Raw genomic sequence first — 15675 nt, 5'->3', positions numbered from 1 at the left:
AGGAGTATAAAAATACGTTATCCACTTTTCTCACACCAGGCTGAATCATCGGAAAATGTTCGGAATTATTTCCACATTCAACAGAAACAAAAGTTGTGATTCTTTCACTTAATCTTTATTTTTAACCCGATGAAAAAATTATTTTTATATAATCCCGGCATGATCATCCTGTCGATAATCCTGTTTCTCCTGACAGAAAGCAGCTGGCTGATCTATTGGTTCCGGATTGAAGAAAAAAATTTTCGGAACGACATCAACCAGGCGATACATGCTGCTATTCAAGAAGAAGCATACAGGATAAATGAGGAGGACGACAGTTTCGTCGACTTCAGAATAGAAAACAGAATTATCATGGAGTATACTCTTCGGGGACAACATTTCAGAATAGATACCCTGCGGAAAGAGATGACCGACTTATTCAACAAACAACGTTATGATTATAATAAAAAGTTGTGGAAACTGGACAGTATAGCCCACTATTTCCGGCATTTTTGTCCGGTAACGGAATTACCCGTAATTTTCACGCGACAAGACCCGAACGGAAAGCTTATAGATCACTATCCCTCCCATCTATTGCCTCAAAGAGCTCCTGCTTTCGGCCCGCAGCAATTGGGTAATATCGAGAAAGACCAGCTGATGGCCTGGTATGATTTTCCGCTTATTTATTTTTGGAAGTATCAGAAATACGGAATTTTACTTTCATTACTTCCACTCTTCCTGGCTATTTATTATGGATTCCTGATCATAAAGAAAGAATGCAGGGAACGTAAGAACTTACGCTATATCGAGAAACAAGTTATTTTTATCCATGACCTGAAAACTCCGCTATGTACCAATCGCGATATAGAAGGCAGGATCCTGAAAAATCTGGCCACCTGGCCTCCCGAAAAAATATATGAAAAACTACAAATCAGCCACCACCAATCGGAGCGTTTATTAAAAGAAATGCAACAAATCACCATACAGTCGGCAGGACGCTGGGGAGGAGAAATAGAAAACCGGACTTTCGATTTGAAAAAAGCACTCGAAGAACTGATCGACAACTACCGGTGTGGCCACGAAAAAGCCACTATCAATCTTGATTTTCAATTGAAAGATCCGGAAATCTTTGCCGATCCTTTTCATTTGATCCACCTGGTAGACAATCTGATCAGCAATGCGCTGAAATATGCCGGAGAAAAAGCCGAAATTCAGATTAGCTGTAAACAGGAAAAACCAAATAAATTACTGATTTCGGTCAAAGACAACGGACCGGGTGTTTCCACTCATTCCCGGAAACGTATTTTCAGGACCGGTTTTCGTTCCAATCACCGTCACCAGAATAGCCACGGTATAGGACTTGCTTATGTGCGTAAAATTGTGCGGCAGTACAATGGACACATACAGATAAAAAGCAAAGAAAACGAGGGATCGGAATTCTGTCTGTCGCTGTGTCTGGATAAACCGAAATCATATAAAAAATCAGTTTCTTCTTCACACATATACCGCTATTTTTTCATTGCCTTATTACTGGCTGAAATGGTCTGGATGCTCAATTTATATTCAGCCGAACGGACTAATTTTGTAAACCACAAAAATCCTTTAATCGACGAAACGATTTTTAAAATGAGTAAAAATCTTTTCCAGATACGGGATACCGCCAGGTTTCAAAACAATTGGCAGGAGAATTCAATTACGATCACCCGGGGAGTAAAAGATACGACAGTAGAGATGGGCGGGATCGTCAATCAAAGCTATGTATATGGCCGTTTATCTTATGATCTTCGGGATTCATCCTGGTGTCTCGATTCACTTGTCCACTATTATAAGAAGAGCGACCTGCCATTTCCAATTTTCTTCATCCGGAAGGACGCCAATGGAAAAATCATCGACCGGTATCCTTCCGAAGATCCGAACATCTTCCTGCCGGCTATTTTCCGTATGCCCCTGGGGTATGTCGAGAGACACCGACTGGAGGTACAACTCGCTTATCCCTGGTTACAGCCTTTGACCACCCACAAAATTTGGCTACTATTTGCCTTGCTATCGATCTTATTGTCGGGATGGTTCACCCATTTATTGATGGCGGTCGATCGCCGCCAGAAAGCACTGATCCATCTGCAACGGAATGAAGTACAACATTTCCTTCGGGAATTACAAGTACAACTCTGTCATTTACATGGCACAGAATCGGATCACCCCTCCCCGGCTATCCCTATATCCCCACCGATCCATACCGAACTGTTACACAAAAACATCAAACAATACGAAAATATGATCATTAAAATAAATTACCTGCTGGACAAATTAACCATACTCAAAACACATCCGATGATTTTATACCACGACTATGGATACTAAAAAAATAAAAATACTGTACGCAGAAGATAACCGCATCACCGCACAAGAAACCGGGGAAGCCCTGGAAGACAACGGTTATGAAGTAAAAACAGTCTTCGATGGCGACGAAGCCTGGCTCGCCTACCAGTCTTCCCGTCCGGATGTAGTCGTACTCGACTATCAAATGCCGGGAAAAACAGGAATAGAAGTATTTTTATTGATCCGGCAATTGGATAAAAAAATTCCGGTACTCATCCTTAGCTCTTACACCGAACTATGTGCAGCCTCATTAAAAATAGGTACCAGTGACTTTGTCCGTAAGGACGGAGGTATAGACGAATTGTGTGCCCGGATCGAAGCAGCCCTGAATCGATATCCGGGACCGGAAATAACCGGCCACCCCTCAGAAAAAGTATATCAGCTATCTCCGACCAGCCGTTTCTACCCTGCAAACTCTACCCTTGAAATCGGTGACCAGCGTTACCCGCTCAAAACGATGCTCGCCGAATTATTGACTATTTTTTGTCAAAATCAGAATTCCTTTATACCGGGAACAATCATTTGCAGAAGACTTTGGAACAATGACAACGCGTCCAAAATAAGTCTGTTACGGGATTTATCTCTGAGCTCCGGAAAATTCTGAAAACTGATACTTCGCTGAAAATCCGTTCTTCCTATGGAAAAGGGTATTGTTTCAGTACTCCCGAAAAATAATAGTAAACGGCTAATTATCAAGATATCACAAGGGACACCTAATTTGCTAAATCTTATCGATCTTTATTCCTGAATTTCCCAATAAATCATCCATAGCGAGGGTTGCAGCATTGAAATCCCACTTTATACCAATACATAACTTCATAAAAAAGCAAAGGTGTTTATATACATATTTACCCTAAATGTACCTTTATAAGTGTAAATATGTATATAACTGCCAAAAATTATTCTCAGCTTATACAGAGTTATAAATTCTTTAACCAATCGCAACCTACTTTATAATATTTCCTTTCTACTTTTTCGCTCCCTAAAGCGTATATACTCCATAACAAAAATGAAAATGTAAAAAACCAAATAGGTAGGATTATGAAAAAAAAAGTTTTAATCGTATTATTTTCTGTGTTTGTGGCAGGGTTTTATGCACAAGCACAAGCACAGAAAGTAAATATCGTATCGGTATCGAAAGAAAGGGATATCCATAATTTCTATACCATGATGAAAGAAGCCTTTCCACTGGCTTACAATGACCCGGCAGCTCCACGCTTTATTTTCTTCGATGACAACAAAAATTTTATTTTCGGTGTCGGGGGATACGTTCAGTTGTCAGGAGTTTACGACTTTAACGGCGTAGAAGATTATAATTTTTTTACAACTTCGACTATTGCCATGAAAGGACATCAACCCGGTGCCAGTTACGGTATGACAGTCGGACAATCCCGTTTGTTTTTTAAATTAGTAGGCAATACGGATGTAGGACGTTTAGTGTCTTATATCGAAATGGAATTCCAGGGGCCGCAGAACACCCCGAAGCTCCAGCAAGCTTTCGTACAATTCAAAGGTTTTACGCTGGGACAAGCCTGGAGTACTTTCGGCGATATGACAGCCGTACCTACAACTATCGATGAAGAAGGACCGAGTAGTGGTATCGAAATCCGTCAGCCGATGCTTCGGTATACTTACCATATCAACGATCGATGGCAATCTTCTTTAGCCTTGGAATATGCCAAAGCATCGTATACAACCGGGAAAAATGCCGAATCCATCCGGCAGAAAGTTCCGGATATTCCTTTGAATGTACGCTATACGATGAAAAACGGGAGCCACGTTCAGGTAGGAGCTATCTTAAGAAATATCGGTTATAAAAATGTAGTGAAAGATAAGGATAAAATCAGAACAGGTTGGGGTGTAATGGGTAGCGGTAAATTAAATATCACCTCATCGACCAGTTTTCTGTTTCAGGCCGAATATGGTAAAGGGATTGCCAATTACATTCAGGATATCTCGGGTATCGGTTATGACCTGATCCCGACAGCAGACGACAATGGAAATCTGAAAGCTCCCGGTATGTGGGGCCTGTTCGGCGCTTTCCAACACAATTGGAATCCTAAGCTTTATTCGACGATCACCTACAGTTATGCCCGGCTTGAAGCCCGCGGCAGCCTGGAAGGGGATACTTACAAATATGCACAATATGCAGGAGCTAATCTGTTATGGAATTTTACGGAATTCGGAACTACCGGCATAGAATATGTTTTCGGACGCCGTAATAATTTCAACCACGACTATGGTAATGCCAGCCGTATCAATGCTATGATTCAATATCGGTTCTGATTATTTACCGAAATAGATCGGCAGGAAGAAAGCCAAAAGGTTTGAATTTATAAAGTTCATAAAATTAGTATTCCCCCTGCATGGCACCTTGTTTATAGGACTTTCAGTCCAGGTCGGTCGCATTAACGACCGTAAGGAAATGACCGCAGATTCAGAAACTCTAAACTTTATGAGCTTTATAAACTAATTTAATTCTAGAATTATTCCGGTATTTGTTCGTCTTCGGTGTTCATGTTCGGTGACCCGGTCGCTTCTGTCGGTCATCTAGCTTTTTCTTTCACTGACCGGCGGAACTCCTCACTTCGTTCGTCAGACACCACCGGTCGGGCGCTCAGAAAAAGCAAGACGACACTCGCCAGAGCTCCAATGGTCTCCGAACACGATCACCTTCGACTGATCTTATCACTTCATGGAAAACGAATCAGGATCTGAAAAATAGAAATCACAACGGAATAAGGGTTTTCCATTCCTTATGCCAGAAATCGAATTAAAATCAAAGGTACTGAAGACGCTCCGATAAAGTAACTCAGCAATCCATATCACGATAGAGGTGATCCGGTATTTCATTTTACAAAACTTTCCTTATTCTTCCTTTGCTCTGTAGCGCAAACGGAAGATGCAGGGTTTTGTGCCGGAAGACCCTTGGAGCAGGAACGAGGGTCCGGTTAGGTTTTCCGAGCGCCCGACCGGTGGTGTCTGACGAACGAAGTGAGGAGTTCCGCCGGTCAGTGAAGGAAAGCCTTAACGGACCGTTCCAGGCGACCGGGTCTGACGACACAGAACCCGAAATCGGAATAGAAAGAAAAAATAAAACCTACCTTTTTTCAGAACCCGCTAATCAGGTTTACAGGGCAAACGTCATTGCTGTAGCAACACCGATACTTCCTGACGGTCCTTTTTCAGCTGTTCGCTCAATTCGTCGATTCCGTTGAATTTCCGTTCACCCCGGATACGGGCAATAAGTAAAAGCCGGATTTCTTTACCATAGATGTCGGCATCGAAATCAAAGATATTCACTTCGATCCGCACTACGCCGGAACAACTGACTGTGGGGCGTACGCCAATATTGAGCATACCACGATATTCTTGTCCTTCAACCTTCACTTTTACAGCATACACTCCGGCGGCCGGCAATAGTTTACGGTCATCGTTCAACCGGATATTGGCGGTCGGGAAACCCATACTCCGTCCTATTTTATCACCGGCAACAACTTTTCCACTAACAGAATACGTATACCCCAGAAATTCATTTACCCGATCGATATCTCCGATTTGCAAAGCATTCCGGATTTTTGTGGAACTGATATTGATTTGGTTCTCTTCATATACTTCTTCCTGTTCGAGGTAAAAGTGATAACGGTCAGCTAATTCTTTCAGTTTTTCAAAAGTTCCCTCCCGGTTTTTCCCGAAACGATGGTCATACCCCACGACCAAACCTTTTAAACCGATTTTATCGACCAGGATATGACGTACAAAATCTGCATATTCCAATTCGGCCAGCGAACGGGTGAATTGCAGGACGACCAGATGTTCCACTCCATAAGTGGCGAGAATAGCAGCCTTTTCCTCCAAAGTGGTCAAAATCCCCGGCCTTTTTTCCATCGGATAGAGTACCTCCCGGGGATGGGGCTCGAAACTGATGATAACAGTCTCTCCCTTCAAATTCCGGGCCACTCTTTTCAGTGACTCGATCACCTGCACATGCCCTTTATGCACTCCATCGAAACTACCGATGGTTACTACCGGATTGACTATTTGTAAATTTTCGGTTCCGTAATGTATCTGCATCTCAAAAAGTGAAAAGTGAAAAGTAAAAAGTGCTGTCATACACCTTCAACTCTCCGGTTAGGAGGACAAAAATACGAAATTGTTATTATAGTGATAGCGGTTACACCGGTTTATTTGCAATTCAGCCTAAACCCATGTAACCGCTATCCGCAAAATATTCGGAGGAGTGATTATTCTATCCGCACTTCGATGTTCCGCAAGTTTTACAGATCAGACAACCTTCCTGATAAACCACCGGAGAGCCACAATTCTCACATTTTTCGCCGGTAGCCTCTGTTCCGTTGGGAATATATTTCTTTAAGGCTCTTTCGACGCCATTCTTCCAGGTATTGATATTTTCGTTATCGAATTCCATAGAAGCCACCAGTTCTACAGCCTGATGCACCGGCATACCGTGGCGTAAAACCCCGGAAATCAATTTGGCATAATTCCAGTATTCTTTATCGAACTTATAAGACAATCCTTCTACCGTCGTTTTAAAACCCCGTTTGTTCTGAAACTGGAAGTCATACCGGGAATTTCCTTCAGCATCATAATGCTTGACGATCTTACCCGAAGTAACCGCTTTAGGCAGCATAATTCCTTCCTCATCATCGGCGATACCGGTAAATATCTCATAAGGCCGACCGTTATACAAACCGATAAAAGCAATCCATTTTTCTTTGTTATTCTGGAAACGCACGACATCGGCATCCAGTTCCATCGGACGTTTTGCCGGCATTTCATTAGGACTAGTAGTCTGTTTTTTATCTTTATTAGACACCAATACACCGGCCCGTGAACCGTCGCGATAGACCGTACATCCTTTACAACCGCTCTTCCAGGCTTCGATATAAAGATTACCGACCAATTCTTCGGTTACATCCGAGGGTAAGTTGACCGTAACACTGATAGAATGGTCCACCCATTTCTGCACCTGTCCCTGCATACGTACTTTAGCCACCCAATCGATATCATTGGAAGTTGCTTTATAATACGGCGACTGTGCTACCAATTCATCGATTTCTTCGTCGGTATAGCATTTAGTGGTATCATAACCATTCGCTTTCATCCAATCAGCGAACTTGTGATGGAAAACGATAAATTCCTCATAGCTATCCCCTGACTCATCCACAAAATCGATATGTACGTTCTGATCGTTCGGGTTTACCTTTCTTCTCCGTTTGTATACAGGCAGGAACACAGGTTCGATACCGGAAGTCGTCTGAGTCATCAGGCTTGTCGTTCCGGTTGGTGCGATCGTCAGACAAGCAATATTCCGGCGTCCGTACTTCACCATTTCGGCATACATGTCAGGATCGGCTTCGCGTAAGCGCTTGATGAAGGGATTATTCTCCTCACGGCGAGTATCGTAAATCTTAAAAGACCCTCTGTCTTTTGCCAGATGTACAGATGCCCGATAAGCTTCGACCGCTAAAGTCTTCTGAATATCCACGGCAAAATCGATCGCTTCTTCACTTCCATAACGCAGACCCAAAGCAGCCAGCATATCTCCCTCGGCCGTAATACCCACTCCGGTCCGCCGGCCTTCTTTCGCTTTCTGTTTGATTTTCTCCCATAAGCGAATTTCTACGCCTTTCACTTCTTCACTCTCAGGATCTTCGTGTACCTTATCCAGAATAGCATCGATCTTCTCTAATTCGAGATCGATAATATCATCCATTATCCGCTGAGCGATAGCTACATGTTTCTTGAACAAAGGGAAATCGAAAAAGGCTCCTTTAGTAAACGGATTCTGTACATAGGAATACAGATTTATAGCCAGCAGCCGGCAAGAATCATAAGGACATAAAGGAATTTCACCGCAAGGATTGGTAGAAACCGTACGGTATCCTTTATCTGCATAACAATCGGGTACACTTTCCCGGATGATCGTATCCCAGAAAAGGATACCGGGTTCAGCCGATTTCCAGGCATTGTGTACAATTTTATTCCACAATTGGCGTGCATTGATCTGTTTCCGGTTTTTCGGTTCATCGGAATAAACCGGATATTTTTGTTCATATTCTTCGTCGTTGATCACCGCCCGCATAAATTCGTCATCGATCTTCACGGATACATTCGCACCTGTTACTTTCCCTTCAGTCATCTTTGCATCGATAAAGCTTTCCGAATCAGGATGATTGATCGACACACTCAGCATCAAAGCCCCACGCCGACCGTCCTGAGCAACTTCCCGGGTAGAGTTAGAATATCGCTCCATAAACGGAACGATACCGGTAGAAGTCAATGCAGAATTTTTCACAGGTGACCCCTTCGGACGGATATGAGACAAATCATGTCCCACTCCACCCCGGCGTTTCATCAGTTGCACCTGTTCCTGATCGATTTTCATAACTCCACCGTATGAATCCGAAGGACCTTCATTTCCGATCACGAAACAATTAGAGAGAGAAGCGATCTGAAACTCATTTCCAATACCGGTCATAGGCCCCCCCTGCGGCACGATATATTTAAAATCCCGTAATACCTCAAAAATTGTATCCTCACTCAGCGGATTCGGATAACGGTTTTCTATTCTGCTAATTTCTTTGGCTAACCGACGATGCATATCATCGGGATTCTTTTCAAAAATATTCCCATAAGAATCTTTCAATGCATACTTATTCACCCAAACCCGAGCAGCCAATTCATCGCCGTTGAAATAATTCAATGAACTCTGAAACGCTTCTTCTTGCGTATAAGTATCCTTCCCCTTTGTTTCGTATTCATTCATAGCATATTGATTTAATAGATTTTTTCTGCATTAGGATATTGCAAATATATAGAAAAATAGATCAAAGATGATAACTTTTCTCCATGATTTTTTCGACAAGTTTTCCAAAACAAACAGACAACCATTTATTTATCAACAAAATAAAAAGTTACCAACAGGTTAAAAGTTTTCCAAAATATAGTTTTGGTGAATAACAAAAATGAAACAAACAAGTATTTTAACAGAAATAGTTTTCAACAAGAGGACACCCGGAACAAGCATCGGAAAACAGAGTTGTCAATTCAATTCTACAAGTTCCCGGGGAATCTGCACCAGCAACCGGCTATGCTCGAAGTCGATCTCGCAGATATAATTTTCGGAAAGAGGTAAAAGAATCTCCTTATTCATAATGGAAACCGTCAGCACAACATTACCGGAATAATCGGCAACATCCGCTACTTCTCCCGTTTCTTCGGAAACCTGATCTTTCACTTCAAAACCGATTAATTCGAAAATATCATAACCCGATTCTTCCGGTTCCTGTCCCTCCAGCAATTCTTTTTCGAAGAGGACTTCACATCCGACAAGCCGTCCTGCCTGGGCTAAGGTATCGACATAGTCGAATTTTACAATATAAGAAGTATGATTACGGACCGTCAAGCCTTCATCAGCTATAAAAAAAGGAACCGGCGCTCCGTCCAAAAGGAGGAACACCGGTTCGTCTGCATATTTTTCGAGCAGATCGCTATCGGTAGTAATAACCACTTCCCCTTGCAGGTTATGTGTTTTTGCAACTTCTCCGACTTTAAAGCAATCTTCCCGTGTAATCATTACCAGAAACTTATTCAGCAGCAGGAGCTTCGGCAGCAGCTTCCTCAGCTGGAGCAGCAGCAGCTTCTTCTTCAGCTTTCTTAGCAGCTTCGGCAGCAGCTAATTCAGCTTTTTTCTTAGCAATTATTTCTTCTTTCGCAGCACGAACTTTAGCTTCGGCTTCCAAAGCAGCTTTAGCAGCTGCATCACCGGCCTGAGCCAATTTCTGAATTTTAGCCTGTATTTTAGCTTCTTTTTCTTTCATCCAGGCTTCAAATTTAGCTTCAGCAGCAGCTTCATCAAAAGCACCTTTTTTTACGCCTTCCAACAGATGTTTTTTCAACAATACACCTTTATAGGACAAGATTCTTGAAGCAGTATCGGTAGGCTGTGCACCAGTCATCAACCAATACAAAGCTCTGTCGAACTTGAGATCGATAGTAGCCGGGTTAGTGTTCGGATTATAAGTTCCGATTTTCTCAATGTAACGACCATCGCGTGGTGCTCTACTATCTGCTATCACTACATGATAGAATGGACGACCTTTACGTCCGTGTCTCGCTAATCTGATTTTTGTAGACATTGTTTCTAATTAAAAAAATTAATACTCTCCCCATACTCGATAGGGATTGCAAAGATATATGAAAAAGCCGGAAGTAAAAAATGAATGTCAAAAATATTTCGCCCGGAGTATATCTAAAACCGAATATCCCCACTCTCAACCTTCTAAATACCTATATATTGGTATTTAAAAAAGTGAAAATAAGCTCTATTTTTGACCGAAATTTAAAAATCGGAACAATGAAACATATTTTGTTATTTATCATGCTGACAACTATTACAGCTTGTCTGTTGACATCCTGCAAATCCAAAACGACTCAATCGGCCACGTCACAATCCCAAATGTCACAATCCCAGATTCTGGAAGTGGACGACATATTGGCCCGGGCCGACAGTCTGACCGGAAAAACTTTCACGACAGAAGCGCTCTGTACGCACATCTGTGCTCACGGAGGCGGCAAAATCTTCCTGATGGGTAGCGACGACACAAAAACCATCCGTGTAGAGGCCGGCACGAAAATCGGCAGTTTCAAACCCGAAACCGTAAACAATCTGGTCCGGATAACAGGAAAATTAGTCGAACAGCGAATCGATGAAGCCTATCTGACCGAATGGGAAGCCCAGGTGAAAGCCCAGACTGCGGAGAAACACGGTACGACAGAGCAAGGATGTGCATCCGAACAAAAAGCAAGGGGAGAAGCGCCTGCCAACAGCATCGAAGAACGGATCACCAATTTCCGGCAAAGGATTGCCGACCGTCAAGCCAAAGAAGGCAAAAATTACCTGTCTTTCTATTACATTGAAGGAGATACATACGAAATTGTCGAATAAATTATGTCACAAAAATCATATTCTGATATCATCCGTAAATGGAGCAGGTTACTTCATCGTGACCTCTCCTTTTTTTTTGCCGGCATACTGATGATTTATGCCATCTCTGGTTTTATGCTCAACCACAAAAAGGATTTCAATTCCGATTATCTCATCCGGCAAAAACAAATTCGGTTTACCGAGCCAATCCCGGCGAATCCCCAGGAAATAAACCGGGAATTTGCCGAAAGACTGTTAAAAACAATCGGAGAAGAGAACCGTTACCTGAAACATTATTCCCCTGAACCGGGATGCATCAAAATCTTCATAAAAGGAGGAAGTTCCCTGGTAATCCATACTGAAAGCGGAGAAGGGATCTACGAGTCAATCAAAAAACGGCCGGTTATCAGCTGGTTTAATCGCCTTCATTATAATCCGTCTCGTTGGTGGACTGTATTTTCAGATATTTTCATTTTGTCTCTACTGATAATTACCTTCACCGGTTTGATTATGATCAAAGGCCCCAAAGGTTTCTGGGGACGCGGAGGGATCGAATTCGCACTCGGTTTGCTCATTCCTATCGGGTTCATATTCTTTTCCTGATTTTCAAATCGCAAAAGTAAGGGCCAGATGCCATGCATTTCTCTGGGGACTGTCGGAAGATGCCAGTCTCCAGGTTGCATCAAGGCCGATTCCGTGCCATTTCATCCCGCCTCCCAAAGCCGTACAGGCAAATATACCTTTCGCAGGTCTGCCACTCCGGTATCCGCCCCGTAAAAATATCTTCTTCCGGAAAGAATACTCTACTCCTGCACTTCCCAAAGTACAAAATCCATAAGCCAATTCCTGATGGGCTATTCCTCCGGTACACATCACCCGATGTGCCCCCTGTTCCCAACCGGCACTCACGGCATACTCGATTTTTAAAGGCAGATAAGCCTCACCGATATTCGACAGCTGCATTCCCGCCTGCCAGAAGTAAGGACGTCCGGCAAGCGAATCGCGATAAAACAAAGACAGATCACAAGCTACATATGTTGTCAACAATGTTTTTTGGTCCAGGCGGAAATAGCGGCACGTCAGCCCGGCCGCCAGCTTTCCTCTCCAAGCATAAGCATATCCGGCATCCACTTCCAAGGCGTAAGGAGTAAAACGGCTCTGAAGATTTCCTTCTTCATCAGTCAATTCGACAGTAGGCAGATTCAGATAACGCACTCCGGTAAGTACAGCCTGTCTTCCTCCGAATGTAAACAGCCCTCCGGCATCATGTATCCAATGCCGATCCGCCAAATTCCATCCCGGCATCCAGGAAGAAACCGCATAACCGGCAATAACCTTCGCATCAGCCAGGGCCCCCTGTGCCGAATTCCTGAACACAGCAAAAGCATCCGGTCCCCAGGCAACCCCGTTGCCTCCCAAAGAAGCTGTAACCGTCCCGGCCGCCGAATACGTAAACAAACCGGCATCAGCCACCGACTGTGCGGATACTCCGAATGCCTGACAACATATCACCAATATATAAAAAATACGATTCATTATTTCATTGTTTTATTAGAGTTCGGGTATAGGTTTCCTGCAAATATTTCAATTGTACGACATACGTTCCTTTTTTCAAACCGGAAAGGTCTACTTCCACCGGAGCAAAAGGTCCGATCGGAGCATTCACCTTTTTGACCAATTGTCCGTCCAGCGTCGAAAAAGTCAGGTAAATAGTTCCTTCTACTTCCCGCCCCATCCGGACATTCAGTTTATCCGTAACCGGATTGGGATAAAAGGTTACCTCTTGCCGATAGTCATGGGTCATCACCCAAAAATCAGTTTCCCCGGCAAGCCCTTCAGCATCCGTCGCAGTGATTTTCACTTGGGAAAGACCGAATTTCAAGGGTTTCAGTCTAAATTCTCCCTGCCCGGAAGTTAAAGTCAAATAGGCCGGATCATATTCATAAGCATAACTCAAGCCTCCGGGACCTTCATCAGTAAAATGAGCGGCCAGCGACACCGTACGCACTTCCTGCAAGGAACCGAACCATACATTTTCAAAAGGAGATTGCAAACGGGGACTCTCGTTCGGCTCCAGAACCACCGTAAATTCTTTGGAAGCCATTGCCCCTCCGCTATCCGTCACTTTCAGACACAAACGATATGTCCCGGCCTGAAATCCATAATTACGTATTTTCACCGTAATCCGGTCATTCAGTTGTGTCGCTGCCGCCAGATGGTTTTCATCTTCCAATTCATAATTAAATTCCTGGTTTTCAGGATCTGAAATCCAAAAAACTATTTCTCCGGTTTGGTTATACTTCAAAGTAAGCGCTTGTTCCTCATATTCAGAAGTAATCATCGGGGGTTCATTATGCGGCGACACAAAAGAAACCGTCGTAGTCCCGGAATAATGTCCCCAGGGATCAATAGCAACAATACCTACATAATACCGGGTTTCTCCCCGGATAGCTGTCAGCCGGCACGCCATCGTATCCCCGACCTGCCCGGCCCTGGGAACAGTAACCCGTACCGAAGCAACTCCTTCGGGTAACCGTCCGGGATCCAATTGCCCCAAAGGGTCTTCACTCCAACAAACCAAATACTGAAAAGGTTTGCCATCATCTTCATCGGCCGAGATCTGCCAGGTCACGTCAACCACTCCGGAAGTATTTCCGCAGTATAAGGTATCGACAGCCTGAGGAGCGATTCCCTGATCTTCAGCAAGAGCCAAATAGGCATCAGCGGCCCCTATCCCCAATCTACCCGCATACTCCGGATTATAAATATCGATGTCCCGGGTTCCCTGATACAGGTGAGCCAAAAGTTTTTCCGGAGTAAATCCGGGCCCTCCGAATTGGGATACGATTAAAGCAGCGATACCCGAAACATGAGGACAAGCCATAGATGTCCCCTGCATATAGCCGTACTGGTTATCCGGTAACGTACTGTATACAGGGCATTCACCGTTATACTTCCTCCCATAGCCGTATGTCCCGCCCGGAGCAGCGATATCGACCCAGTCGGCAAAATTGGAATACCAGCTTTTTTTGTAATCAGGAGCATAAGCCGCAACAGAAACGACTTTTTCATAAGCCGCCGGATAAGTCCGGTAATCTTTATTTTCATTACCTGCAGCAAATATGACTACTCCTCCTTTCATCGGCCCTGTCTGCTCCCCTCGTTCATCGACTCCGGCATACTGAATAAAATAATCGATCGCTTCCTGATCTGCCCGGGGTAAATAAGTGATATTTTCATACCCCCAGCTATTCTGAGCGATAACCGCACCGGCATCCGCAGCATATTTGATCATTTCCGGGAAAGAAGCAGAAACCTCCCGGCCATCTATCGTCCCGAACAGCTGACAACTCAACAACCATACTCCCGTATTTCCGCCATGTCCACCGGCAATACCGCAAACACCGACACCATTGTTATTCTCAGCCCCGATAGTACCGGCAACATGGGTCCCATGATCATCCGCTTCGATCTGATTCGTTCCATTGATAAAGTTCCATCCATATATATCATCGATATACCCATTCCCATCATCATCGACCCCCGGCTCTCCGAATAATTCTGCAGGATTTCCTACATTTCCGGTCAAATCCTCATGCCGGTAATCAATACCTCCGTCGATGACCGCCACAATAACTTCCCTCGACCCTTGATTTTTTTGCCAGGCCGCAAATAAATTGATATCCGCCCCTGCCACAGAATTCGGTAACTCTCCGGTATTGGAATAATGCCACTGTCTGGATAGTTCCGGATCATTGAAAGGTGCAGTTCCATCCGAATTCCGCTCTCCGGCAGAGCGGACAGGAACCGTTCCCTCTCCTCCGGTATTACGGATAATGTATACCGGTTCTGCGATCTCAATCTCCGTTGTATCTCCCAATAAGGCGAGAGCCCGGGTCACAGGTGTCTGTTCGTCGAACTCGACCTCATACCAAAGATGCAGACCCGCTTTCCGGGTCCTTTCTTCAAATTTCCCGGCAAAGGGAAATAACCGTTTCATAGATACGATCCGGATATCTCCGGTTCCGGCACGGGTATATACCGCCTGCTCAGCTTTCCCGGCAAACCGGGATTTAAATTTTAAACGAAGGCGTCCTTTTTGTGCCTGCATCCCGATCGGAGTGTCCTGTACAGAAGTTTCAGATACGATGATTTCCTCCCGGGCACAGGCCATCATGAACAGTCCGAATACAGACAGGAATAATGTTCTAAATTGTATCATACAAAATTTCAATTAAGCATGCGAAGTAAAGCTTTCTCTATCGATTTTGTAATCACAATTTTTAGGTATTTTAAACTACCTGACAAATCCGGATTTTCCGATTATTCTGGTAAATACATCCTGTCTTTACTCTAAAATCAAGTAA

Annotated in this window: 11 protein-coding genes; 5 read left to right on the top strand and 6 right to left on the bottom strand. The window is 43.9% G+C overall.

The window, feature by feature from the left end; translation table 11 throughout:
* Positions 1 to 129 precede the first annotated feature (129 nt).
* From AC5RDS_RS04655 to AC5RDS_RS04645, 3 genes are all read left to right on the top strand, one after another.
* On the top strand, positions 130 to 2340 hold the full coding sequence (locus tag AC5RDS_RS04655; RefSeq protein ID WP_494222231.1) for a sensor histidine kinase: 2211 nt from the start codon (positions 130 to 132) through the stop codon (positions 2338 to 2340).
* Positions 2330 to 2962, top strand: a complete 633-nt coding sequence (locus tag AC5RDS_RS04650) for a response regulator transcription factor (protein ID WP_013612571.1) — start codon at positions 2330 to 2332, stop codon at positions 2960 to 2962. The genes AC5RDS_RS04655 and AC5RDS_RS04650 overlap by 11 nt, the downstream gene beginning before the upstream one ends.
* Before the next feature lie 437 nt (positions 2963 to 3399).
* Positions 3400 to 4644 (top strand): DcaP family trimeric outer membrane transporter, encoded by a 1245-nt coding sequence (locus AC5RDS_RS04645; protein WP_494222230.1) that lies wholly within the window; start codon positions 3400 to 3402, stop codon positions 4642 to 4644.
* A gap of 858 nt (positions 4645 to 5502) precedes the next feature.
* Here the strand turns inward: AC5RDS_RS04645 and AC5RDS_RS04640 are convergent.
* The 4 genes from AC5RDS_RS04640 to AC5RDS_RS04625 form a co-directional block, all read right to left on the bottom strand.
* Positions 5503 to 6432, bottom strand: coding sequence for a bifunctional riboflavin kinase/FAD synthetase (locus AC5RDS_RS04640; RefSeq protein WP_013612573.1), 930 nt, complete (start codon positions 6430 to 6432; stop codon positions 5503 to 5505).
* Positions 6433 to 6607: 175 nt separating this feature from the next.
* Positions 6608 to 9148, bottom strand: a complete 2541-nt coding sequence (locus tag AC5RDS_RS04635) for an adenosylcobalamin-dependent ribonucleoside-diphosphate reductase (protein ID WP_013612574.1) — start codon at positions 9146 to 9148, stop codon at positions 6608 to 6610.
* Positions 9149 to 9424: 276 nt separating this feature from the next.
* Positions 9425 to 9958 (bottom strand): ribosome maturation factor RimM, encoded by a 534-nt coding sequence (gene rimM / locus AC5RDS_RS04630; RefSeq protein ID WP_046403980.1) that lies wholly within the window; start codon positions 9956 to 9958, stop codon positions 9425 to 9427.
* A gap of 10 nt (positions 9959 to 9968) precedes the next feature.
* Entirely contained in the window at positions 9969 to 10520 is a 552-nt protein-coding gene (locus AC5RDS_RS04625) for a 30S ribosomal protein S16 (protein WP_013612576.1), read from the bottom strand.
* A 218-nt stretch (positions 10521 to 10738) separates the two neighbouring features.
* On the opposite strand from AC5RDS_RS04625, the gene AC5RDS_RS04620 reads away from it, so the two are divergent.
* Together AC5RDS_RS04620 and AC5RDS_RS04615 are read left to right on the top strand one after the other, a co-directional pair.
* Positions 10739 to 11329, top strand: a complete 591-nt coding sequence (locus AC5RDS_RS04620; protein WP_022160280.1) for a hypothetical protein — start codon at positions 10739 to 10741, stop codon at positions 11327 to 11329.
* Between the two features lie 3 nt (positions 11330 to 11332).
* Positions 11333 to 11911 carry a PepSY-associated TM helix domain-containing protein gene (locus AC5RDS_RS04615; protein WP_013612578.1) on the top strand — a complete coding sequence of 193 codons (579 nt, stop codon included), beginning with the start codon at positions 11333 to 11335 and terminating at the stop codon, positions 11909 to 11911.
* A 3-nt stretch (positions 11912 to 11914) separates the two neighbouring features.
* Here AC5RDS_RS04615 and AC5RDS_RS04610 read toward each other — a convergent pair whose 3' ends face one another.
* The gene (locus AC5RDS_RS04610) at positions 11915 to 12844 is read right to left on the bottom strand and encodes a PorV/PorQ family protein (RefSeq protein ID WP_118404707.1); all 930 of its coding nucleotides are present in this window, start codon (positions 12842 to 12844) and stop codon (positions 11915 to 11917) included.
* A 4-nt stretch (positions 12845 to 12848) separates the two neighbouring features.
* Entirely contained in the window at positions 12849 to 15530 is a 2682-nt protein-coding gene (locus tag AC5RDS_RS04605) for a S8 family serine peptidase (protein ID WP_494222229.1), read from the bottom strand.
* Between the last annotated feature and the right edge of the window lie 145 nt (positions 15531 to 15675).

The organism is Odoribacter sp., assembly GCF_985060555.1.
The sequence above is the reverse complement of the archived record's forward strand: the minus strand, read 5'-3'. Positions and strand labels throughout refer to the sequence as shown.